The organism is uncultured Rothia sp., from assembly GCF_963544205.1.
GTDB lineage: Bacteria > Actinomycetota > Actinomycetes > Actinomycetales > Micrococcaceae > Rothia.
This window is the reverse complement of record NZ_CAUUDY010000016.1, coordinates 1-23,295: the sequence shown is the minus strand read 5'-3', so window position 1 is coordinate 23,295 and position 23,295 is coordinate 1. Positions and strand designations below refer to the sequence as shown.

Here is a 23,295-nt window from a genome sequence, read left to right as displayed (position 1 = left end):
CTTCCAAAGGATAATGCGCCGATTAGCGGCCGGGGATCAGACCACCGGGGGTAATCAGGAACGGCGGGTTGTGGTTAACAGCCGGGTTGGTCACGTAACCAACACGTGCCGCACGGGTCGGGTGCTTGGGGGCACGCTTCGGCCAGGGCTTCGCAGCAGGGTTCGGGTCCTTCTTGCCCTGCACCATAGCCAGTGCGCTCGCCGCGTTCACAATGCCGGAGCCGCACGCGTTCACATCGCAGGTGAGCGGCTTGGAGCTCTGCTTCAGAATCTGCTTTGCACGCTCAGCGGTCAGCGAGGGATCCACCGACTTCATCAGCGCAATCACGCCAGCAACCTGGGGTGCCGCCATGGAGGTGCCGTCGTACTCGGTGTAGCCTGCGCCGGTGGACACGGTGGTACCCAGGTCCACGGTGGACATAATGCCGCTACCGGGGGCGCTCACATCAACGAGCTTGCCGTAGTTGGAGAAGTCGCTACGCTTACCCTCCTGGTCGGTAGCGCCCACCACGATCGAGCCGCCGCAGTTAGCCGGAGCGACCTTGGAGGTGTCCTGACCGTCGTTACCAGCTGCAACGACGAGAATCGCGCCGCGCTTGTTCACCTCAGCAATAGCCTTGGAGTAGGTTGCGGGGCAGGTGCCCTCGCCGCCGAGGGAGAGGTTAATGATCTTGGCGGGGTTGGAGTTCGCGGGAACACCCTCAACGGTGCCGCCAGCTGCCCAGACCATTGCATCCGCAATGTCGGAGTCATAGCCGCCGCACATGCCTAGAGCACGCACGGGCAGGATCTTGGTGGAGGGCGCCACGCCGACGATACCGCGCTTATTGTTCATAATTGCGGCGATAGAGCCGGCAACGTGGGTGCCGTGCCAGTTCGACTCGCTTGCCTCGGAGTCAGCACCGCAGACGCCCGCTTCTTCCCAGTTGCCCTGGTCGGTCGGGTCGGAGTCGCGGCCGTTGCCGTCACGGGCGATGGAGGGCTCGGTGATGAAGTCGTAGCCGGGCAGAACGTTCGCGTCCAGGTCGGGGTGCTTGACGATGCCGGAGTCAATCACAGCAACGGTCACGCCAGCACCCTGGGTGGTCTTCCACGCCTCGGGCGCGGCCAGGCCCTTGGTACCGTGCAGGTTCCACTGCTGCGGGTAGAGGGTATCGTTGGGCGCTACAACCTGGTTCGACGCCTGAGCGGCCTGAGCTACCTGAGCCACCTTGGAGGTGGTGGCGGTACGAGTGCGCGCGGTGGAGCGGCGCAGCAGGTCGGGCTCAACCGATGCGACGGAGGGGTTGGAGCTCAGGGTTGCCATGTACTTCTCCGCCTGCTCTGCGGTGAGCTTGGAGGAGAGGGTCACCACGGTTGCCTTCTGGGCGGTGGTGCGTACGTAGTTGGTTTTGATTTTGAAGAGGTCGTCGACGCTCTTCACCTCGGAGGTGAGGCCCTGGTAGAGGGAGTCGCTCCAGGTGGCGACCTGGGTGCCTGCGGGGCTTGCCCAGTTGACGCCGCCCCCGTTTAGTGCGCTATCGGTGTAGGTGATAACGAAGCGGTTGAAGCCTGCCTTCTGCTGCTTGGAGCTGAGGGAGGAGATGGTGGTGTGCGCCTTGGCACGTTCGGCGCTGTTAGCCTTTGCGGGTGCCGCGAAGGATGCGGGTGCGCCCAGGGTTGCGACGAGTGTTGCTGCAGTACCCAGGCTCAGTGCGGTGCGTGCGATGCCGCGTGCTGAGGGGTGAGTGGTAAAAGACATCGGGGTCCTTTGCGTATGTGAGTGCCGGAAGCGGCAAGTGGGTTGGTTATTCACCCACATAAATGCACCTTCGAGAAAATATCTGCATTCTTTTGTGTATTTGCTTGTGAGGAGCGAATAGAAAAAGAAAATGCACATCACTGCATTGATGTGTATTTTTCTCTAAAAACCCCCGTGCGGGAGTTCTTCGGAAGTAGTTTATGTGGTGAGATATCGCTATCCTAGCACCTTTTTCCAGGTATATAGCGGCTAAAGCTCGATAGTGTGGCGTAAATAATGAGATTTTTCCTTCATGTAAATGCAGATAAAGAAATGCCTAGTCGAGGTATTCTGGCGCCTTAAAGTGAAGATTTAAATTTTGCTCATCTTTGCATAAAATGATCTGCATCACAAAGGTTATTTTATTCATAAAGTAACCCAAAAAGGGTGCTAGAGTATCTCACGGTGCGTACCCGTGCATGCACATTGTGAAACCAAATCACAGCCCACACAATGCACCAACACCTCACTCTTCCGTATTCACTCGTACCGAGCGCACGCCCTCAACGCGAATCGGCAACGCTACGCCACATCGTGCGCACCCGGTACCACTCACCTCAAGGACGTCCATGCTTCGCATTGCTCGCCCCTCGCAGGCACGCTCCTCACAGCGTTCCCTGCTGAGCTTCGTCACCGCAACCTGCCTGCTCTCGGCAAGTGTGATCCCCGCCGTGGCGGCACCCACCGCGCAGACCACCCAGCCCAAGGCATCTGCGGCGGCACAGGCTTCTAACACCGCCCAGATCTCCAATACCGCGCAGGCCGCGCCCGTGGCGTACAACCGCTTCATCATCACCTACACCGATGAGGCGAAGAACGCCGCCTCCGCCGACGCCACCGCAGACCAGATCGACTGGTCCGCAGCCGCCGGCACCCAGCAGGCAACCTGGGCCGACGCACTCTACGCGGGCATCACCTCCGAGGTGCAGAGCATTGACGAGCTACTGAACATTAAGACCAGCTACGTCCGCTCCACCGCGCTGGATGCCAGCGTGGTCACCACCTCCGCGGAGCTCACCCCCGCCCAGGCGCAGCAGTACATGGACGCCCTGAGTGCGAACTCCAAGGTCGCCTCCGTCTCGCCCGATATGCGCCGCTACGCCACCGTGGACAACACCTCGGAGCCCGTCAAGATCAACGACCCGAAGATGAACCGCATGTGGTCCCTCACCGGTGAGAAGGGCGTCTCCGCGCTGGAGGCGTGGGGCACCACCCGCGGCAAGGGTGTGACCGTTGCGGTGCTGGACTCCGGCATCACCGCTCACCCGGACCTGGACGCTAACGTGCTGCCCGGCTACGACTTCATTGCCGAATCTGCCTTCTCCAACGACGGTAACGGCCGCGACTCCGACCCGACCGACGCCGGCAACTGGACTGTAGACAACCAGTGCTTCACCGGTTCGAAGGCAACCGCCTCCGACTGGCACGGCACCCACGTGGCGGGCACTATCGCCGCTATCGCAAACAACAACGAGGGCATTGCCGGTGTGGCACCCGAGGCGAAGATCGTGCCCGTGCGCGTGCTGGGCGCCTGCGGCGGCTTCGACTCGGACATCACCGACGGCATTATTTGGGCCGCCGGTGGTAGCGTGCGCGGCGTACCCGCAAACCAGAACCCCGCCCAGGTCATTAACATGTCCATCGGTAGCGAGGGCACCTGCACCACCCCGTACCGCCAGGCGATTGCTCAGGCGAATAAGCGCGGCTCCATCGTGGTTGTCGCAGCGGGTAACAACAACTTTGACGCCTCGAAGTCCAGCCCCGGCAACTGTGAGGACGTCATCACCGTGGGCGCAACCGATAAGAACGGCAAGCGCTCCTACTTCTCCAACTACGGCTCCCGCGTGGACGTGAGCGCTCCCGGTGGCGACCGCCGCTACTGGGGTGGTGGTATTCTCTCCACCCTGAACGCCGGTAAGACCGCTCCCGGTAAGGCCGACTACGCCGAGTACCAGGGCACTTCCATGGCGGCACCGCATGTTGCCGGTATTGTGGCGCTCATGAAGGCGGTCGATCCGAAGCTGACGTACGCTCAGGCGAAGAAGGCTCTGCAGTCCACCTCTCAGAGTGTTGAGTGTGACCAGTCCGCGTGCGGTTCCGGCATTGTGAACGCGGCGCGTGCGGTTCAGCAGGTCCGCTCCGACCGTGAGGCTGCTGATGCTGCTGCGGCTGAGGCGGCACGCAAGAAGGCTGAGGAGGAGGCCGCACGTAAGAAGGCAGCTGAAGAGGCAGCCCGCAAGAAGGCTGAAGAGGACGCCAAGCGTCAGCAGGCCCCCGCGCCTAAGGTAACCCCGGCACCTAAGGTGACCCCGGCGCCTAAGGCTACCCGCCCCTCCCGCCCGGTGACCCGCCCGTCTCGCCCGGTGACTCGCCCCTCGTACCCGTCGCGTCCGCGTTACGGCCACACTCCGCGTTACCGCTCCTGGTACGGTGCTTCTGCGAACACCTACCCGAGCAGCGGTTACCCGAATAATGGCTACCCGAACAGCGGCTACCTGGGTTTCGCGACCGGTAACCACCGCTAGTTATCTCCACTAGTCGAGTTAGAGTTTAGATACGAAAAGCCCCCGATGATTTCTTTCATCGGGGGCTTCGCTATGCGCTGTCGGATGGGCCTGGTACGGCGTCCGTAGCGGATAGTTTATTGTTCATTGACCTCGCGGGGCTTCTGCGCGGGGTTGGTGACCAGCGGCTCGTCCTGGGTGATGGGTTCGGCGTCACCGTTCAGGTCATAGACCTGGGCATCTTCGGGGATTTCCATCGCGGGGGCGCCGGGAATCCGGTCGTCAGGAATCTGGCTGTGGGCATCGGTGCGGTTTTCCTCGGTGGTGGCTACGGCCCCGGTGTCGTCCGCAATCTTGGCGTTAGACGCTCCGGCGCTCAGACCCTTAGAAATGATCTTGCGCGGTCGCAGGAAGGTCACCTTGCCGTTTGCGTCCAGGTTTCCAGCTTTTTTAGCCAGGTTGAAGCTGTTGATAATGCCTCGGCTGCAGAAATACTTATCGCACTTGATGCGGTTTCCCCCCGCGAGGGTGAACGCCTCCTCAACCTGTTTGGTGGTCATGGACGTGCCGTTGACCAGCTGCTGCGCCAGCAGAGCGGAGACGTGCGGTGCCGACATGGAAGTGCCGCTCTCGTAGTCGTAGCTGAACTTAGTGTAATCCGGGCGGTTAAGGCTCTTCATGGACAGGGTGAGAATGTCCTCACCCGGCGCCGAGATGTTAACCCTCGTGCCGTAGTTCGAGAAGGATGCTCGCGTGCCAGCCTTGGTGGTTGCGCCAACCGTGATAACGCCCATGCAGTTGGCGGGCGCGTACTTGGAGGCTTCCGTGTTGCCGTTACCAGCCGCGGCGACCACGAGCGCGCCCTTGGAACGGGCAATGTCGATGGCGCGCTGGTAAGCAGCGGGGCAGCGGGTCACAGTGCCGATAGACATGTTGATGATCTTGGCGGGGTAGGTGTTATCCGGTACGCCGTCAACGTGTCCGCCGGCAGCCCAGATGATGGCGTCGGCAATGTCGGAGGTGCGGCCACCGCATCGGCCCAGCACGCGCACGGGCTGCACGCGGGCGAGGTCGGCGGCACCAACCATGCCCATGCCGTTGTTGCCGCGGGCGCCGATAATGCCGGCAACACTGGTGCCGTGCCAGGTGGAAGTGTGGGCGTTCGCCTGGTCCTTACAGAGGTTGTAGGGCGCGTAGTCGCCTTCATCCCTGGGGTTGGGGTCGCGGCCGTCGCCGTCGCGGGCACTGAGCGGGTCGCTGACGAAGTCGTAGCCGTTCGCCATGCCGGTGACCAGGTCGGGGTGCGGTACGTAGCCGGTGTCGAGTACGGCGACTTTCACGGTTGCACCGCGGCGCAGGCGTGCGTTACCGGTGTTCTGAACGCCGGTGGTGGGGTTGGTGAGGTTCCACTGCTTGCTGTACTGCGGGTCGTTGTACTGGAAGGTGATGTCGCCTTCTGCGGCGGGGTAGTTGATGTAGTCGGGTTCGACGGAAGCTACGTCCGGGTCGGAGGCGACCTTCGCCATGAACTCCTTTGCCTCATTTTTGTTGAGGGTTTTGGAGGTCTGGATGACGGCGTCATTGGTGGAGGTACTGCGCAGGGTTTGGGTATCGATGTTCAGAGATTCACTGGCAATATCAACGGTGTCTTTAACGTCATTAGCAATGTCTTGGATTGCATCCCGATTGCCTTCGTTCTGCTGCTTACGCTGCTTGGCTTCGTCGGTGTAGGTGACGATGAATCGGTCGAACTTCTGCTGGGGGAGCGTACCTGGAGCAGGCGCGGTGGGGGTGTTAGGGCGTGCTGCGCCATTGCGCATCAGATTGAGGGGGCTGACGGGCCCTTCGATCTGGGGTGCCGCCTGGGCTGCTGCCAGGATGGCTTCGTCGCTGGGGGCCTGCGCGAGGACTGCGGGCAAGTCGCCTCCGAAGAGGAGTGCGCCGGCGGCGAGCAGGCTCATGGCTGCGTGTGCGGGGCGCTTGCGGCGGCGGTTATTGGGGTAGTGGCGAGGAGGTGTTTCAGCGCGGCATGCGCCGATGTATGGAAGCCTCATCTGGTTCTCCTGATGTAGGTGTGTTGGTGTGGACTGTGTGAAGTGTACGGGTGCGTTCCGTCCATGTTTGGTTTGTTGTTACGGGGCGGCAATGGGGCCTGTTTTTGGGCGCGCTGAAGTAATGAATGGGGTGAGGGAATAGCGTTTATTTGACCCTTTTTCGTCCCGGAAGAACTCATTTTTGGACGGTGTGTAACGTACATTTCTAAGGTATCACTTCAGGGTGAGCTTTAGGGATTTTTAAAGTATTTTTCACGGGTTAATGTGCATAAAATCAACCCGTGCAGGCTGAATAGTGCCTAATCATTAAGGGTTTATGTAAGTGAAACTTGAAAGTTTGGGTATGCGAGGTGAACGGCACGGTGCCCCTTGAGGGGTGGGTGATAAGTAAATGTTTTAACACTGTGGTGTAAGCACTGAAATGCATTAAAAATGCGGTTGATATTAAAAGATAAAAACCAACCGAAATATACGTGAAAATAAATAAAAAACCTGGTGGTACTCATAGTTGGCAGCGCTGACAGCACACCCTGCCTGCAGGCACACCCTGCCGGCAGACACACAAAAGACCGGGGCGGCCACCGCATGGGTGACCGCCCCGGTCTTTAGAATCATCAGCACCAGATAACCGGCGCTCGCTGTCTACCGAAGAAAGCGTCCTTAGGAAGCGTAGGAGCCCAGCAGGCGAACCGCGCCGCCGTCCACGCCCTTAGCGCCCTGAACGTAATCGGGGTTGTTAGCCTCGGGCTCGCCAGCGGCAACAACGTCACCCATAATCCAGGAGGGGATACCGCGGTCGTTCAGGCGCTTGGTAGCAGCCTCAGCCACGGAGGGGTCAACGATAGCAATCATGCCCACGCCCAGGTTCAGGGTGCGCTCCAGGTCGGCGAGGGGCACGTTGCCCAGCGAACCGATCAGGGAGAAGATCGCGGGAATCTGCCAGGTGGAGCGGTCCACGCGGCCCTCCAGGCCCTGGGGCAGAACGCGAGCCAGGTTAGCGGCCAGGCCGCCACCGGTCACGTGGGAGAAGCCGCGCACACCGCTGCCGGTGGTGCCGTCTTCGCCGTTGACGGGGAATGCCGCCGCCAGGTCCAGGCAGTCTGCCGCGTACACGCGGGTGGGTTCGAGCAGTTCTTCACCGATGGTGCGGCCCAGCTCGTCCACCTGGCGCTCCAGACCCCAGCCGGCAACGTTCAGGACTTTGCGGACCAGGGAGTAGCCGTTGGAGTGAATACCGGAGGAAGCCATAGCAATCAGCACGTCACCCTCACGCACGCGCTCGGGGCCGAGCAGTTCGTCTGCCTCGACCAGACCGGTTGCTGCGCCGGCAACGTCGTACTCGTCCTCTGCGAGCAGGCCGGGGTGCTCGGCGGTTTCGCCGCCAACCAGGGCGGTACCAGCCTGTGCACATGCGCCAGCGATACCGCGCACAATGTCAGCGATACGTTCGGGAACGACCTTGCCGGTGGCAATGTAGTCGGTCATGAACAGCGGCTTCGCACCGCAGACCACGATGTCGTCCACGACCATGCCGACCAGGTCGTAACCGATGGTGTCGTGAATATCGAGTGCCTGCGCGATAGCGACCTTGGTACCCACACCGTCGGTGGAAGTAGCCAGGTAGGGCTTGCGGTACTTGACGAGCTCGGAGACGTCGTACAGACCCGCGAAGCCGCCCACGCCACCAACGACGGAGGAATTGTGGGTTGCCTTGATAGCGCCCTTCATCAGCTCAACGGCGCGATCGCCAGCCTCTACGTCAACACCTGCGCTTGCGTAGGTTACGGTGGTGGTGTTCTCGCTCATTAGGATTCCTTCGGGGTAGTGGTAGCGGAGGAGTTTGCGGGGGTGCGGTCCTGCTCGGTGAGCAGTGCCTCGAGGTCGGCGTCGGGGCCGGGGTTGCACATGCCGATACCGGCATCGTCTTCGGCAATCTGTACTGCGGAGGGGTCGAACTTCGTTTCGAGAGTTTCGGTGCCTTCGCGGGTTTCAATGGAGACAGCCTCGGCGTGCTCGGGCTTGGAAGGGACGGGACGTTCCACGGTCACCTCAGCCGCCTTACCGGCGAGGGGGCCGCCCTTGCCCTTCTCCTCGGAGTCGAAGAGGGACTTGCCGCGTCGTTCCTCGCTGGGCAGCTCAATCGGGTATTCGCCGGTGAAGCATGCGGTGCACATGTTTTCGGTGGGCTGCTCGGTGGCTGCCATCATGCCGTCCTGGGAGATGAAGCCGAGCGAGTCGGCGCCCAGGGAGGAGGCGATTTCGTCCACGGACAGGCCGTTAGCAATCAGCTCCGCGCGGGAGGCGAAGTCAATGCCGTAGAAGCAGGGCCACTTCACGGGCGGGGAGGAGATGCGCACGTGCACTTCCTTCGCGCCGGCTTCGCGGAGCATACGCACGAGGGCGCGCTGGGTGTTACCGCGAACGATGGAGTCGTCAATAACGACGAGGCGCTTGCCCGCAACCACGGACTTGAGCGGGTTCAGCTTGAGTCGAATACCGAGCTGGCGGATAGTCTGCGAGGGCTGAATGAAGGTTCGGCCCACGTAGGCGTTCTTGACCAGGCCGTTGCCGTAGGGAATACCGGACTCTTCGGCGTAACCGATAGCGGCCGGAACACCGGATTCGGGGGTGGGCATGACCAGGTCAGCTTCGACAGCGTGTTCACGGGCGAGCTGACGGCCCATTTCTACGCGGGATTCGTAGACACTACGGCCGGAGATGGTGGTGTCCGGGCGAGCGAGGTAAACATACTCGAAGACGCAACCTGCGGGCTTAGCCTCAGCGAAGCGCTGGGAGCGCAGGCCGTTCTCGTCGATGGTGATGAATTCGCCGGGCTCAACTTCACGCACGAAGGACGCGCCGACAATATCGAGTGCCGCGGTTTCAGATGCGACAACCCAACCGCGCTCCAGGCGACCGAGCACGAGGGGGCGAACGCCCTGCGGGTCGCGTGCGGCGTAGAGGGTGTTCTCATCCATGAAGGTGAGGCAGAAAGCACCGCGCAGGGTGGGCAGCAGGTCGAGTGCTGCTTCTTCGAGGGAATCGAAGTCGTGCTCCGCCAGCAGGGCGGTGACGAGCGCGGTGTCGGTGGTGTTGCCCTGGGCGAGCTCGCCGTGCTTGGGAGGCTTGCCGCCATTCTTGGCAATCACTCGGTCGTAGAGGTCAGCCGAGTTGGTGAGGTTACCGTTGTGCGCCAGGCACAGCGTGCCGTGCGGGGTGGTACCGAGGGTGGGCTGTGCGTTAGCCCAGTGGGATGCGCCGGTGGTGGAGTATCGGGCGTGGCCGATAGCGTGGTCGCCGGGCATGGAGCTGAGAGTGGCTTCGTCAAAGACCTGGGAGACGAGTCCCATATCTTTGTACACGTGGATACGTTTGCCGTTGCTGGTTGCGATACCTGCTGATTCCTGGCCGCGGTGCTGGAGTGCGTACAGGCCGTAGTAGGTTAGCTTTGCCACGTCCTCGCCGGGTGCCCAGACGCCGAAGACGCCGCAGGCGTCCTTGGGGCCGTGGTCAATCGGATCGAGGTCGTGAGTGAGTTTTCCGTCGGGGCGAATCAATTCACTGTCTTTTCGACGATGGGACTGCGGATGCGTCTGCGCGGGCGCAAGACGGATGTGTGTTTCTGTACTCGCACCTGCCTGTGTGTGCGGTAGCATACACCAGACCCTTAAAAGTGTACCGGGTTTCAGTCTAGACGTGGTGAAGGATACGCTAAATACCTCAGTATGGACGGCTATTAGCGGCTTCTGGCGGCAGAAGGCTACAGAAGCCGCGAAAACTTGGGGCCTGCTGTGTACTTAAAGGAGCAGTACCTAGAAGAGCGGCAGCACCTAAAAAAGTGGCAGCAGGGTAGAGAGGTCGCTACGCTCGCCGGAGGCGTCGAGCACCCCAGCGGCGACCGCCTGCTCCCACGAGCATTCGCCCAGCACCAGTGCCGCCCAAACAACCGGTGAGGTTTCCACAACCGAGGGAGGGGTGCCGCGCGTATGGCGAGGACCCGCCACGCACTGGGTGACTCCCAGCGGAGGTACGCGTACCTCCACGCTATTGCCGGGGGCGAGGGTCGCCAGCTCTTCAAGGGTGAAACGCACGAAAGTAGCGCGCACGGAGCGGGGGAGAGTCGCGAACGCCCGTTCTATTTCAGTGGGTACGGGAACGGCTTCGGAAGGCTCGGAATCAAAGGAGGCGAAGAGCGCCCGCACCTCGCGGACCGCCGCCATGCCCGCCTCTTCGCTGGTTTTGCGTCGGATTGCCACGGCTACTTTCCTTCCGGGGCGCCGGTAGCGAGATCTTCGCGGGTGAAGAGCTCCCCGCGGGCAAAGAGTTCCTCATGCACGCGCAGCTCGCCAACCTCGACCGGCTGACCGTCCACGTATCCGCCGGTCACGGGGCGAACCACCAGCGCAAGCAAGCGCTCGCATTCCTCGGCGCTCAGGTAGCCGCCAGCAACCAGCGCGCGCAGTGCCACGGCGTACATGGCGCGGTGGGTGCCGTCGCTCATCTTCACCACCACGGACGCACCCGACCGAAGGCCAATGCAGAGCACGCCCTCCGCGCCGCTCTTGACGATGGCGTCCAGCTCTTCGCTGAGCACGGTATCGGGGTAGCCGGGTGCCTGAATCAGCTCGGGGTAGTCCACCATGGCGGTTGCAACCGTGGAGGCGCGCGCATCCGCCCCGAGGTTGCGGATTGCCGAGCCCAGGGCCGAGTAGGCGCGTGCGGCACCCAGCAGAGAAACCGCATGTACGGGCGCGCCGCAGCCGTCCACTCCAATGGCGGCTACCGGTTCGCCGGTGAATGCCTCAATTTCTTCGGTAATGACCTGCTGCAGCGGGTGGTTAGGGTCGAGGTAGTTGTGCAGGGTCCAGTTCTGCGAGCCCTCTTCCAGGTCGCCGCGCTCAAGCTTGGCGGTGCACGCCCACAGGAAGGCGGCGTGCTTGCCGGAGCAGGGGTGCGCTAGGGCAGTGGCGGCAAGGTTCGCCTGAATCATGGCATGACGTGCCTGCTTATCGGAGGGGAGCGCGGGCTTGAGCGCCAGGTTTGCCTGGGTGAGCGGGTTGGTTTCGGTGCTGCCCTGGGTGAGTACGTCCTGCACGGCGCGCATCTGCTCGAAGGTCCCGCTGTGCGAGCCGCAGGCGATGGCGACCTGGGAGCCGCGTAGGGGTGCGCCCGCCTTCATGGAGCCGATGGCCTGTAGCGGCTTGGCGGCGGAGCGCAGGTAGAAGGGCTCGTGAATATCGCCGAGGGCAAGCTGAATTTCGCCGTCGGGGCCCAGCAGAATGAGGCGGCCGCGGTGGCGCGCCTCAACAAAGTTGTTGCGGGTGAGCTGCGCGAGTTCTACGTCGAAGGCGCTGCCCTGGTGGGTGGTGTGAGTGGTTGCCTGTGAGGTGGTGCTGTTGGTCATTCTTCTAGTTTAAACGGGGCGTGCGGCTTGACCCTATTTGTCTCTGGTGGCGCGGAGCTAAGATGGGCTGGCACGGTCGAGGGAGAGCCCTGTGAAGAGATTCACGTTTACTGCGAGTTGAAGTTATGAGTAATTCATTTTTATAATTGAAGTGTGCTCAAGCGCAACGGGTAAGACTAAGGTAAGTGAGCGAGGCACAGCCCGCACGAACCGAAAAACCCAGCACCGCATAGGACCGACCACGATCGACGCCCGACGAACCATTCCGGCGCCTCGACGTACCGCCTCATGAATATGGCGATGACCAAGGCAGCGGCAGATGAGCAAAACCCCACCCCGTCAATCGATGAGCTATGAGTGTATCCACGGTTTATCATCTCTGACCTGCCCCAATATGCAGTCTGAGAACGGGCGTAATATATCCAGTAGGAGATTGATGCAATTGCAGGGGTCGACCACAAACTTGGGTACGATCCGGTACGAGCTATGCATCCTTAGTGCCCCTCACCCCTCCGTGATTGGTGAGCGGCAAACCATGTAAAGGAGTACATCCATGGCAGAGCAGAACAACACCTCCGCAAACACCTCCGCACAGAACAGCTCCCCCAAGGGCGGCGTGAGTGCAGAATCTGAATTCCACGCAAAGTTCTTCCCCATCCTGGCCCGTGTTGCTTCTGTGACCGCAGTGCTCATGTACGTGTTCTACTTCCCGCAGATTATCGGTAACCTGAGCGGTCACAAGGGTGACTGGATCCAGCCTCTGGTTGCGGCTGTGAACTGCACCCTATGGTTGCTCTACGGCCTGTGGCGCCCCAAGAAGGATATTCCGATTATCATCGCGAACGCTCCCGGTATTGTCTTCGGCAGCTTGGCTGCTATTACCGCCCTCGTCTAATGCTTTTAGCTTGATTCGGTAGCTTCGGTTACGTAAGCTGTGCGGCTCTTCTCTAGCGTGCATTCGTGTGAATGTGCCGCCACATGAGAAGAGCCGCATTTTTAGTGAGCCCAGCTCACGTTTTTAGAGTGATACCGGGTACCCTGAATAGCATGAAGGTTTTGGTACTGGGCCCCGGCGGCCGCGAACACGCAATTATTCGAGCGCTTCTGCGCGACCCTGAGGTAACCGAGGTGCACAGCGCCCCCGGCAACGCCGGCATTGCCCAGGATGTTCCCGTCCACGCAATTGATGCGAATGACCCCGCCCAGGCAACCGCCCTGGCACGCGAACTGAACGCCGACCTGGTCGTTATTGGCCCGGAGGCGCCCCTGGTCGCAGGTGTCTCCGATGCACTGCGTGAGGCGGGCTTTGACGTTTTCGGCCCCTCCGCAGCTGCCGCACAGCTTGAAGGCTCCAAGGCTTTCGCTAAGCAGGTCATGGAAGAGGCGTCCGTGCCGACTGCTCGCGCCTACGTGGCAACGAACGCCGCTGAGGCGCAGGCGGCACTGGACGAGTTCGGTGCACCCTACGTGGTGAAGGACGACGGCCTGGCTGCAGGTAAGGGCGTTGTGGTGACCGAGGACCGCACCGCGGCACTGGAGCACGCTCAGGCTTGCTTCAACGCCGGCGGCACCGTGGTCATTGAAGAGTTCCTGGACGGCCCAGAGGTGTCCCTCTTCGTCATCTCTGACGGCAAGAATGTTCTGCCGCTGTCCCCGGCGCAGGACTTCAAGCGCATTTTCGACAACGATGAGGGCCCGAACACCGGCGGTATGGGCGCCTACACCCCGCTTCCCTGGCTGCCCGAGGGCTTCGTGCAGGAGGTTGTGGAGAAGGTGGCACGCCCGACTGTGGCTCGCATGGCTGAGCGCGGCACCCCGTTCGTGGGCGTGCTCTTCTGCGGTCTGGCTGTGACCAGCCGCGGCGTGCGCGTTATCGAGTTCAACGCCCGCTTTGGCGACCCGGAAACCCAGGCGGTTCTGGCGCGTCTGCGCACCCCGCTGGGTCAGCTGCTGCGTGCGGCTGCTCGCGGTGAAATTTCTGAGGGTACCGAGCTGGATTGGGATCCCCGCACCGCAGTTGACGTGGTTATGGCTGCTGAGAACTACCCGGACACTCCCCGCAAGGGTGACGTCATCTCTGGCCTGGATGAGGCGAACGCCCTGGAGGGCGTGCACGTGATTCACGCGGGCACTGTCGCATCCGAGGAGGGTGTGCTGACTGCTGGCGGTCGTGTGCTGGCTGTTGTTGCTCTCGGCGATGATCTGGCTGCTGCCCGTAACGCCGCCTACGAGGGTGTTCGCGCTATCTCCTGGGCTGGCGCGCAGTACCGCACCGATATCGCGCTGAAGGCTGTGGAGAACCGCATCCACATTCCCGCCCCGCGCGGCTAAAACCTAAGGTGACCGGCTTCCCCGCTTGAGGGTGGGGGAGCCGGTCGCTTCTTTGCCTCAAGATTGTGCCGTATTGATGCTCAATTGGCACTATCGGGAGCCGTGCCTATCGCGGTATTGTAATTACACAGACTTTTTGCATCCACATCACACCACCTCATCAGGAGAAATTCTCATGACTTCTCGTTCTAACCCCGTGGAAATTCCTGGCTGGACTCACATTTATTCCGGCAAGGTCCGCGACCTGTACGTTCCGAATGAGGAACGTTTTGACGCCACCGGCTTGACCGTCAATGATGACGCTGAGCTGCGTGCCGGTTCGGTCATGGTTGTTGCCTCGGACCGTATTAGCGCGTTTGACCGTATTCTGCCCACCGAAATCCCGGATAAGGGCAAGATTCTGACTCAGATGTCCCTGTGGTGGTTTGAGCAGCTCAAGCAGGTTCCGAACCACGTGCTGTCCACTGACGTTCCGGATGTTGTGGCTGGTCGAGCAATGATTTGCCGCTCCCTGAACATGTTCCCGGTGGAGTGCATTGTGCGCGGTTACCTGACTGGTTCGGGCTTGGCGGCGTATAACGAGACCGGTGAGATTGCTGGTGTAAAGTTGCCTGCGGGTCTGGTGGATGGTTCCCGCCTGGACACCCCGATTTTCACTCCGACCGGTAAGGCTGAGGTGGGTGAGCATGATGAGCTGGTGACCCGTGAGGAGCTGTACGCTGAGGTGGGTCAGCCGGTGGGTGAGCGCCTGGAGGAGCTGAGCCTGAGCCTGTACACCACTGCGGAGAAGATTGCTCGTGAGCAGGGCATTATTCTGGCGGATACCAAGATGGAGTTCGGTACTGATTCGTACCGTGGCGAGATCACTCTGGGTGATGAGGTTCTGACCCCGGATTCTTCGCGTTTCTGGGACGCTCAGCAGTATGAGCCGGGTCATGCTCAGCCGAGCTTTGATAAGCAGTATGTGCGTGACTGGCTGCGTTCCCCGGAGGCGGGCTGGGACGGTTCGGATAACGTGCCGCACCTGCCTGAGGAGGTTGTGGAGAAGACTCGTGCCCGTTACGTTGAGGCGTATGAGCGTCTGACCGGCACGAAGTTCTAAACTCTATATTTCGGGCTGAAATAAGTCTTAGAGATAGCTAAAGGGCGGTGCCCCGGAAGGTCATTCTTCCGGGGCACCGCCCTTTAATTCATAAGCTCTTTTACATGCATTTTTATAGGTGCCATACGTCATAAATATATCTTGTGCGTCTATTGTACGGGGGGGGTCTGTCCTCTATCATACTTAGTAATCGGCTCGCCAAGGTTCTACCCCACAAAACGCAGGTTCACGCCATATAGCAGGTCTGTAGGTAGCCCTCACGATACGTCCGTATCACTGCCGGTTCTCGCCCATCAATGATGCTTGAGAAAGGTGAAGTCCATGGCAAAGAAGCCCTTCGCATCCCTCGCCCTTATCGGTATTGCCTGCTGCCTGGGCGTATCGAGTTGCTCCACCACTGTTGAAGTTAAGCAAGACATTCGTAATGTCCTGGCAAGCTACGAGAATCCCTCCCCGGATATTAACGTGGCCCTCGTCAACGAGGTCAAAAAGTGTATGAGCGAGAAGTCCTTCACCTACTCCGGTAGCCAGAACATTATTGGCGGCGCCTCCGTTCATGAACTTGCGATGAGTGGCGCCCACTTCGCCAACGAAGAAGCGGCCACCCAGGGATACTCGTCCACCCGGCAGGGCAACGCTAGCTCCAGCAACGCACCCGCGATGGAAAACCCCGCATATCAGAAGGCGTTCCTAGGCGACTCTCAAGCCCCAGACAGTAAAACTATCACCATCACCATGAGCAGCGGTGCCCAGGTCGGCATGGCAACAGATTCATGCCTGGGACGTGCGGCAGAGGCTGTCTTCGGCTCAACAGAAAACTACCTCAAATACACCAACTTCGTTAACGAACTCATCACGGGTGGATCCAAAAATAACGCGGTAGAAGAAATGGGGAAATACTACCGTAATGACACTACCTACGGTGCATGCATGAAAGAAAGCGGATACGCCGACATCCAGCACTTTGGAGATGCTCCCAGCTACGCAGAGAAAACCTGGGGTAAGTATAAGGCAGCCAATGCCGCCGCCAATGCGGAAGAGCAGGCCCTAGCTCATGCTGACTACAACTGCCAAAAGTCCACTGGAATCCTGACTAAAGCACAGAATATCTACTACGAAAAGGCAGCGACCTGGCTCAATGAGCATGAGCCGCTCATCCTTGAAGTACGCGACATCGAACGTCAGGCCCAGGAGCGCGCCGCAGCTCTACTCAACGGCAACTAGCCAACGGCAACCAGTAAACGCTGATTCCTCGTTGGACATTTTCTAGCGAAAATTTTCTACCGGTCCTCTGCTCTCAACTGCGTTCACCCGCGGATGAGAGCAGAGGATACACCCCTTTATTCAACCCCCGCCACGTTGTTACCCTCAGCAATTACCCCTAGTCCCGCCCCATATTTCACCGCAGAAAGGTGAACCCATGAACACGCAGCAGAGTTCAGAAAACCCCCGCCGCGCCGCCACGACGGCAACCATACGCGCCTACCTGGTTCCGGTGCTCGTCATTCTGCTCGTCATCACCGGCGGGTTCTCCATCTACGCACTCAACACGGGGCTACGCACCAATGTTGAATCCAACGCGCAGCCATCCCGAGCCGCGCAACTAACAACCCGCATCAGCACGCAGACTGTTACCCGCACCTACTCGGGAGAAGTCAGCGTGTCGTCTGCCCGAAGCTACACCGTAGGAACCCCTCAAGGAGTGGTGACCAGGGACGGCGCCAAAGCGGGTACTCGGCTGAGTAACGGCTCAATTATCACCACTATCAACGAACGTCCCATCATTGCGTTCAAAGGTAGCATCCCCGCCTACCGCGACCTTGCCGTAGGCGCTCGCGGCGATGACGTTAAACAGCTCCAAGAAGCTCTAGAATCGCTCGGCTACAGCATCTGGGATGAGGAAGGAAACTACGGCGAAGCAACCGCCAACGCTGTCTACCGTTTCTACCTGGACCGTGGCTACTACCCTCCCGGGGATACTGACCGAACCGAAGAAGGACGCTACAGCACCGCCCTGCCGCTCTCTGAATACCTCTTCGCTGACGGCAATGAATACACCGTAGACAACAGCTGCGGCACCAAAGGCCAAACCTCAACTCCGGCGCTGTGCACCCTATCCGCGGGTGGGTACCGTCTGGTACTCTCCGCGGACGGTAGCGCTCTCAGCAATGAACTCGCTGAAGGACAGAAAGTCCAGATTCTTACCGATAACGGAAGTCCGCTCGAAGGCACTCTGGGCGCGGCCCTCACACCCGAAGGCTCAACTAACGCTGACGGCGGCGCTAACGCAGGTGCCTCCAACGGTGCGCAGAACAGCGCGCGACCTAACAGCGATACCTCCGCACCGGGAGCTACTGCGCGGAAACGCTACCCCATCACAATCGACTTGCCGGAAAACACGACGGCATCAACACGTTTTCAGGCAACCGTCACTCTCAACCGAGGCGCTGAAAACGCCCTCGCGGTGCTCGAAGCAGCCGTCAAAACCGAAGAAAACGGAACGCACTCCATCACCCTGGATAACGGTCAGAGCGTTCCCGTCACCCTTGGTGTGTGCTCCGCCGGAATCTGCGAGCTCGTCAACCCCGCTGCAGAACTCAAGGCAGGTACCGTCGTGAAGCTGAAGGAGCGCTAAAATGCCTCATCATGAGACAGAACGTGCCCTCCCCGCGAGCGCTACCGCCACAAAACCTAATATTGAGTGCCACAATATTGCGCGTTTCTTCCCACCCTCCACCTGGGCGCTAAAAAACGCAACCCTCAGCATTCATGAAGGCGAATCGGTGGCCATTACCGGCGCCTCCGGAAGCGGAAAATCTACGCTCCTCTCCATCATCGGGCTACTCGATCAGCCCTCCGAAGGTGAGCTGAAAATATTGGGCCAAAACATGGGCACCGCCAGCGATGCCGAGCGAACTGTAGCACGCCGTGAGCACATTGCTTTCGTCTTTCAGGCGTACCACCTCATTGCTCATCTGAACGCCACCGAGAACATTGCCCACACCCTCCGGATGCGCGGCGTACCGGGCCGTCAGGCACATCAGCGTGCGTTGCAGGCACTCGAACAGGTGGGTTTGGGGCACCGTCTGGAGGTTCTTCCACGCAACATGTCCGGTGGTGAACAGCAACGAGTCGCGGTCGCACGCGCGTTAGCCTGCGCCCCGCGTATCCTACTGTGCGATGAGCCTACAGGAAACCTCGACACTGAAAACTCTCACAAGGTGTTGGATCTGCTCCTCGCCGGCCGTGCGGAAAAGCAAAGCCTGGTCATCATCACCCATGAACCCGATATCGCGGCTCGCTGCGACCGGCAGCTACACATGGTCGATGGGCTGCTCGTTAGCCCCGAACTCGCTCGTCCCGAAGAGCCTGCCCATCAATCGCTCAAAGAACCCGTTGTCAGGGGAGGATAGATGCTAAGGAACAACCTTCACTACGCTCTCCTTGCAGTTGTTCGCCGTTGGCGCCGCAACCTGCTCACGGTACTGGCGATGCTCGCGGGAACAACCACCATCATCATGCTGGTGGGCGTCAGCGAGTCATCGGCGCTCAATACGAGCTCGCAGCTGGCCAGCTACGATTCCACCCGGCTCGGTGTGCGCCTCCAGCCGCAAACCTGGGATATACCGGAGGATGAACTGCTCTGGCGCGTTAACCAAGTTCCAGAGGTCAAAGCTGCTGGTACAGTCACCATTGATACGCAGACAACGCGTCCGCAGGTCAACAGGCCGGGGCAGGAAGGCCAACAGACACCCCTCGCAATCGTTTCAGAAGCAGGTTTGAAAGCACGAGGTGCGCACATTGTCGAAGGGCACTTTTCGGAGCCTGCCCGTGAACGCCCCGGTGAGCCTACCGTCTATCTGGGCGTTGCCCTCGCGAAGGAGCTAGGGGTCAGTGCTGAGCCCGGGCGGAACATGATTGAGGTCAACGGAATGCGAGCCTACGTGCTCGGCATTATCCGTGACGGCGGCAAAAACGCTGCCCTCAGTAGCGCTCTTATTCTGCCGACCACCTCCACTTTCTTGCCGCAAGCCCACACCCTACAACGCGGTATGGACGTCATCGTGAATCCAGGAAGCGCAGATACGGTCGCGGAACAGCTCAAGCAGGTACTCGATCCGCAGCGCGCCCCTGTTGATACAAACATTGAGATTCCGCCTTCACCGGTGACTCTTCGTGCTTCCTTGACGAAAGACAGTCGAACCCTTACGACCATTATTCTGGTGGTTCTTATCGTCTCGACAAGCTTCGGCATTGTGATGACCATGCAGATTTCGGTCTGGGAACGCCGCAGGGAAATCGGCATTAACCGTGCATTAGGGTTGGGGCGGCGAGATGTGGCGGTCAGCTTCCTTGCGGAGGCGGCTCTCCTCGGTGCCTTGGGCGCTCTTGGAGGCTTCATCCTCGGTATTCTCGGTTCCTGGGTTGTGTGCCTTCTCAACGGCTGGGCGCTATCTCTGCCGCCCCTTATCCTAGGGATTCCTTTCCTCGGCTTGGGTGTGGGCATCGTGGCGGGTGCATTGCCCGCCTACGCGGCAACGAAGGTTCAGCCGCTTGAGCTGCTGCAATAACTGCCCCGCTGAAATAATTGCTCGGCGCATAAGGGTGGTGCCCCGGAAGGTCATTCTTCCGGGGCACCGCCCTTTAGCTATGTGGGTTTATGCGATTGAGGGGCGAAGCCTAGCCGGCGTGAACGTCTTCGTCATGTACGTTCTCGTGGCACAAATCCTCGTGCAGAATATCCCGCGCCGGATGCTGCCGCGCCCGCTCCTCCGCAGCACGGTCAGACAGCGAATAAAACCACGTAATGTGCTCGCACACCCGCTCATAGGCTGCCTGCTCATCGTGAGAGGCAATCGCCTCAATAATGCCGTAATGCTGCTGCTGCAACGTGCGCTTGACCGCCTCCCAATCCTTCAGGAAAGGAACCGCCTCCTGCACATAACTCATCGTCGCCATGTGCAGAGAGTCGATCACCGTATCAAGCACAATATTGCCGCCGAGCTTCGACAGCTCATAGTGAAAACGCGTATCGCAGAAATGGAAGCGCTCATCGCTGATCTGCTCATCCATCTCCGCCAGATGCACGCGCGCCCGCTCCAGCGCCGCCGCACGCTCCGGTGTGTCCGGCGCGGCAGCCGCCGCACGCGCCGCAGGACCCTCCAGCAGCAGGCGGGTTGAGACAACGTCCTTCACCGGCAGGCTGCGGGTCGCAATGTGCATGCGCAGCGCCCAGCTGAGCGCATCCGACGGCTCAGAAATGATAATCGCGCCCGACTTCGGTCCCGAACCCGTGCTGGAACGAATCAGACCCAGCGCGTTCAAAACCCGAAGGCCCTCACGGACCGAGGGGCGGGAAATACCGTGCCGTGCCGCCAGCTCACGCTCGGAGGGGAGCTTATCGCCCACACGCAACTCACCCAGGCGCAGGCGCCGCTCAAAGGTCTCCAGAATGATGCTGTAGCTGCGGTCCGCCAGAATCGGCTGGCGCTCGACCACAGGGGGCGCCTCTGCAGGCTGGGTGTCGTCAAAAGAACGAGGCATACTCTCTCCTGATAACGAGGCGGATAACGAAAAGAAGTCTCGACTCAGCATGTTCTCCCAAACTATTGGGGCAACCTATCGAGTCATAAGGGGCATAAAAAGCGGGGCGGCGATACCGGAAAGGTACGCCGCCCCGCTGTGGCCTCCGGTCAAACCGGGGCGAATGTCCTACTGTTCGTGAAGCGGATGCTTCAGGAACTCTCTAAAACCTGAGCTTCAGATTAGGGAATCATGAAGGACAGCACGTTGGTCTGCAGGAAGACCAGGACGCAGACGAACAGGAGCATAGCGAAGGACCAGGGGAGGACAGCCTTGAGGATGTCGGATTCCTTGCCTTCCATGTCCACGGAGGTAGCAGCAATAGCCAGCGACTGCGGGGAGATCATCTTACCGACCACACCACCGGTGGTGTTAGCAGCCAGCATGAGCTCGGGGGTTGCGCCGTGGATACCTGCGTGCTGCAGGTTCTCAGCAGCAGACACCTGCAGCTTGGAGAACAGTGCGTTCGCGCTGGTGTCCGAACCGGTCACAGCGGTACCGATCCAGCCCAGAGCCGGTGCGAGGAACGCGTAGACGGTGCCCAGGCCTGCCAGGAAGGTACCCATAGCAATGGTCTGACCGGAGAAGTTCATGACGTATGCCAGTGCCAGAACCGAAGCAATGGTCAGGATGGACCAGCGCATGCGGTAGACAACGGAACCGAACTCGGTGAAGATTGCCGGGAACTTGAAGGCGTAGCGGCCCTTCTCGTTGAAGAAGAAGTAGACCACAGCAACAACCAGACCGGAAATGATCAGCAGGGTGCCGGGGTTGGACATCCACGCGAAGTTGTAGACAGCGTCCTTGACGGGCTTGCCGTCAGCGGTGACGAGGCGGGAGCTCAGAGCCTGGATATCAATCTTGATGACGAAGCTCTTCAGCCATGCCTTCAGGCCAGCGTGCAGGTTAGCAACACCGAAGATTGCAACGACGATGACGTAGGGCAGCAGTGCCATCCAGACGCGAACGGCGGGCAGAGCTTCCTTCTCTTCAGCCTGTGCGGGCAGACCGTAGCGTTCACGAACGCCTGCGACGCCGCGCGGCTTCCAGAACTGCAGGAAGATCACGGCAACGCCCATGGAGACGATGCAGGCAACAACGTCGGTCAGGTTGTATGCGGGGGTAGCGGCGGTGACCCACTGTGCGATAGCGAAGGAAACGCCGATGACCAGTGCGGGCAGCCAAGCGTCCTTCAGGCCCTTCATGCCGTCGAGGATGACGAGCAGGATGAGCGGAACGAGCATTGCCAGGAACGGAGCCTGGTGACCAACGATGGTTGCGATAACGTGTGGGTCCTTGCCGCCGACTTCACCTGCGGTGGTAATCGGGACAGCAACCGCGCCGAATGCCACGGGTGCGGTGTTAGCGAGCAGAACGGTGATAGCAGCCTTGAGGGGCTTGACGCCCAGTGCCAGAATCATGGTTGCGGTAATTGCAACGGGAGCGCCGAAGCCAGCCAGTGCCTCGAGCAGACCACCGAAGCAGAATGCGATGAGGATAGCCTGGATGCGCAGGTCGCCGCCGCCGAGGCGGTCGAAGACGCGGCGCAGGTCTTCGAATCGACCGGAGAGAACGGTGATCTGGTAGAACCAGATGGCGCCCAGAATCACCCAGCAGATGACCAGGCCGTAGATGGCGCCGCGGACGGCGCTCAGGCCGGCGAGGTCAGCGGGCATGTGGAAGCCCAGCGCTGCTACGAGGATGGATGCTGCCAGTGCCACGAGTGCGGACCAGTGAGCGCGTGCCTTAACGCCCAGTAGCATCACAAAGAAGGTGAGGAGGGGAATGGTTGCCACGAGCGCGCTGAGGCCGAGGCTACCTCCCACTGCATTGGTTACAGCGGTATAAGTTTCCACTGGAACTCCTTTGGTTCAGGGTGTGTTTTGTGTGTGGTCAGACCATAGATAATTCTGTGGGGAACGAGTCATTGTTCCCTGCATGGGGATGTGGTCAGACCATTGATCGCATGTTTAGAAGAGTACCGGATAATGTGGTGTTTCACCAAAAGTGACCTGACTCATTTTTGTGGAAGGCGACCGGAACCTGGGCTCGCTTCCAGTGAAACTGCCGAAATATTGCGGTTCTGATAGTTAATTCCAGGTTCTGAAACTCGAATATTTTCAGATACATCACGAGTTGGGTGTATGGGTCATTGGTTTACCCAGGGGAGAGTCTTCATTTGGACGCATATACCCGAAAAGAATGTTGTTTTAAAAAGGAAAAGCCCCATAAAACAACCATAAAATCTTCAGAACGGCGGATTTCTAGGGGGTTTATGGTCCACTTCTGTGTGTTTGATAAATGTTCAATCTGCGAAAAGAATATAGGGGTCTTACGGGGGGTGCATGGGAGATGAGGTCACATGTACCGGAAGGTAGGGAAATATACCTTAAGGTCAGGTCGACCTAACCGGTTATTTAACAAGGAAAGTATGTGCTATTCCAACTAGAGAAAAGCCGTCCAACGGTGTTAAATGGCTAGAAAGATAAAAGACATCACCACGGTTTCTGATCCCACCGCATCCCACCTCCACTTGG

The 23,295-nt window shown here is 59.9% G+C and carries 16 protein-coding genes; 8 read left to right on the top strand and 8 right to left on the bottom strand.

Annotation, left to right across the window (positions count from 1 at the left end; genetic code table 11):
• Positions 1-22: 22 nt before the first annotated feature.
• On the bottom strand, positions 23-1,741 hold the full coding sequence (locus RWZ58_RS07625) for a S8 family peptidase (RefSeq protein ID WP_314658230.1): 1,719 nt from the start codon (positions 1,739-1,741) through the stop codon (positions 23-25).
• Positions 1,742-2,349: 608 nt separating this feature from the next.
• On the opposite strand from RWZ58_RS07625, the gene RWZ58_RS07620 reads away from it, so the two are divergent.
• A complete protein-coding gene (locus RWZ58_RS07620) occupies positions 2,350-4,305 on the top strand; it encodes a S8 family peptidase (RefSeq protein ID WP_314658229.1) in 1,956 nt (651 codons plus the stop codon).
• Positions 4,306-4,421: 116 nt separating this feature from the next.
• Here RWZ58_RS07620 and RWZ58_RS07615 read toward each other — a convergent pair whose 3' ends face one another.
• The 5 genes from RWZ58_RS07615 to RWZ58_RS07595 all read right to left on the bottom strand — a co-directional run bounded on the left by RWZ58_RS07615 (position 4,422) and on the right by RWZ58_RS07595 (position 11,742).
• A complete protein-coding gene (locus tag RWZ58_RS07615) occupies positions 4,422-6,338 on the bottom strand; it encodes a S8 family peptidase (RefSeq protein WP_314658228.1) in 1,917 nt (638 codons plus the stop codon).
• Between the two features lie 660 nt (positions 6,339-6,998).
• Positions 6,999-8,144, bottom strand: coding sequence for a phosphoribosylformylglycinamidine cyclo-ligase (purM, locus tag RWZ58_RS07610; protein ID WP_005504604.1), 1,146 nt, complete (start codon positions 8,142-8,144; stop codon positions 6,999-7,001).
• The gene (gene purF / locus RWZ58_RS07605) at positions 8,144-9,895 is read right to left on the bottom strand and encodes an amidophosphoribosyltransferase (protein ID WP_314658226.1); all 1,752 of its coding nucleotides are present in this window, start codon (positions 9,893-9,895) and stop codon (positions 8,144-8,146) included. The genes purM and purF overlap by 1 nt, the downstream gene beginning before the upstream one ends.
• Before the next feature lie 273 nt (positions 9,896-10,168).
• Positions 10,169-10,594, bottom strand: coding sequence for a sterol carrier family protein (locus RWZ58_RS07600; RefSeq protein ID WP_314658225.1), 426 nt, complete (start codon positions 10,592-10,594; stop codon positions 10,169-10,171).
• Between the two features lie 2 nt (positions 10,595-10,596).
• Positions 10,597-11,742: an asparaginase gene (locus RWZ58_RS07595; RefSeq protein ID WP_314658224.1), complete on the bottom strand. Its 1,146-nt coding sequence runs from the start codon at positions 11,740-11,742 to the stop codon at positions 10,597-10,599.
• 553 nt (positions 11,743-12,295) lie between these two features.
• On the opposite strand from RWZ58_RS07595, the gene RWZ58_RS07590 reads away from it, so the two are divergent.
• The 7 genes from RWZ58_RS07590 (at position 12,296) to RWZ58_RS07560 (ending at position 19,746) form a co-directional block, all read left to right on the top strand.
• Entirely contained in the window at positions 12,296-12,637 is a 342-nt protein-coding gene (locus tag RWZ58_RS07590; protein ID WP_294640489.1) for a SemiSWEET family transporter, read from the top strand.
• Between the two features lie 152 nt (positions 12,638-12,789).
• Positions 12,790-14,073, top strand: coding sequence for a phosphoribosylamine--glycine ligase (gene purD, locus RWZ58_RS07585; protein WP_049349823.1), 1,284 nt, complete (start codon positions 12,790-12,792; stop codon positions 14,071-14,073).
• Between the two features lie 175 nt (positions 14,074-14,248).
• Entirely contained in the window at positions 14,249-15,175 is a 927-nt protein-coding gene (locus tag RWZ58_RS07580) for a phosphoribosylaminoimidazolesuccinocarboxamide synthase (RefSeq protein WP_314658223.1), read from the top strand.
• Positions 15,176-15,496: 321 nt separating this feature from the next.
• Positions 15,497-16,399 carry an adenylate cyclase gene (locus tag RWZ58_RS07575; RefSeq protein WP_314658222.1) on the top strand — a complete coding sequence of 301 codons (903 nt, stop codon included), beginning with the start codon at positions 15,497-15,499 and terminating at the stop codon, positions 16,397-16,399.
• Positions 16,400-16,595: 196 nt separating this feature from the next.
• The gene (locus RWZ58_RS07570) at positions 16,596-17,810 is read left to right on the top strand and encodes a peptidoglycan-binding domain-containing protein (protein ID WP_314658220.1); all 1,215 of its coding nucleotides are present in this window, start codon (positions 16,596-16,598) and stop codon (positions 17,808-17,810) included.
• Position 17,811: 1 nt separating this feature from the next.
• Positions 17,812-18,588, top strand: coding sequence for an ABC transporter ATP-binding protein (locus RWZ58_RS07565; RefSeq protein ID WP_314658219.1), 777 nt, complete (start codon positions 17,812-17,814; stop codon positions 18,586-18,588).
• Positions 18,589-19,746 (top strand): ABC transporter permease, encoded by a 1,158-nt coding sequence (locus tag RWZ58_RS07560; RefSeq protein WP_314658218.1) that lies wholly within the window; start codon positions 18,589-18,591, stop codon positions 19,744-19,746.
• A 109-nt stretch (positions 19,747-19,855) separates the two neighbouring features.
• On the opposite strand, the gene RWZ58_RS07555 is transcribed toward RWZ58_RS07560, so the two are convergent.
• Both RWZ58_RS07555 and RWZ58_RS07550 read right to left on the bottom strand, forming a co-directional pair.
• Positions 19,856-20,719, bottom strand: a complete 864-nt coding sequence (locus RWZ58_RS07555; RefSeq protein WP_005508239.1) for a FadR/GntR family transcriptional regulator — start codon at positions 20,717-20,719, stop codon at positions 19,856-19,858.
• A 221-nt stretch (positions 20,720-20,940) separates the two neighbouring features.
• Positions 20,941-22,614 (bottom strand): L-lactate permease, encoded by a 1,674-nt coding sequence (locus tag RWZ58_RS07550; RefSeq protein WP_070677480.1) that lies wholly within the window; start codon positions 22,612-22,614, stop codon positions 20,941-20,943.
• Between the last annotated feature and the right edge of the window lie 681 nt (positions 22,615-23,295).

Bases quoted from the DNA above. Each gene is read 5' to 3' on its own strand.
- RWZ58_RS07570 (WP_314658220.1), top strand. From the start codon at position 16,596: ATGAACACGCAGCAGAGTTCAGAAAACCCCCGCCGCGCCGCCACGACG.
- RWZ58_RS07590 (WP_294640489.1), top strand. From the start codon at position 12,296: ATGGCAGAGCAGAACAACACCTCCGCAAACACCTCCGCACAGAACAGC.
- purD (WP_049349823.1), top strand. From the start codon at position 12,790: ATGAAGGTTTTGGTACTGGGCCCCGGCGGCCGCGAACACGCAATTATT.
- RWZ58_RS07625 (WP_314658230.1), bottom strand. From the start codon at position 1,741: ATGTCTTTTACCACTCACCCCTCAGCACGCGGCATCGCACGCACCGCA.
- RWZ58_RS07575 (WP_314658222.1), top strand. From the start codon at position 15,497: ATGGCAAAGAAGCCCTTCGCATCCCTCGCCCTTATCGGTATTGCCTGC.
- RWZ58_RS07620 (WP_314658229.1), top strand. From the start codon at position 2,350: ATGCTTCGCATTGCTCGCCCCTCGCAGGCACGCTCCTCACAGCGTTCC.
- RWZ58_RS07565 (WP_314658219.1), top strand. From the start codon at position 17,812: ATGCCTCATCATGAGACAGAACGTGCCCTCCCCGCGAGCGCTACCGCC.
- RWZ58_RS07560 (WP_314658218.1), top strand. From the start codon at position 18,589: ATGCTAAGGAACAACCTTCACTACGCTCTCCTTGCAGTTGTTCGCCGT.
- RWZ58_RS07615 (WP_314658228.1), bottom strand. From the start codon at position 6,338: ATGAGGCTTCCATACATCGGCGCATGCCGCGCTGAAACACCTCCTCGC.
- RWZ58_RS07580 (WP_314658223.1), top strand. From the start codon at position 14,249: ATGACTTCTCGTTCTAACCCCGTGGAAATTCCTGGCTGGACTCACATT.
- RWZ58_RS07555 (WP_005508239.1), bottom strand. From the start codon at position 20,719: ATGCCTCGTTCTTTTGACGACACCCAGCCTGCAGAGGCGCCCCCTGTG.
- purM (WP_005504604.1), bottom strand. From the start codon at position 8,144: ATGAGCGAGAACACCACCACCGTAACCTACGCAAGCGCAGGTGTTGAC.
- RWZ58_RS07595 (WP_314658224.1), bottom strand. From the start codon at position 11,742: ATGACCAACAGCACCACCTCACAGGCAACCACTCACACCACCCACCAG.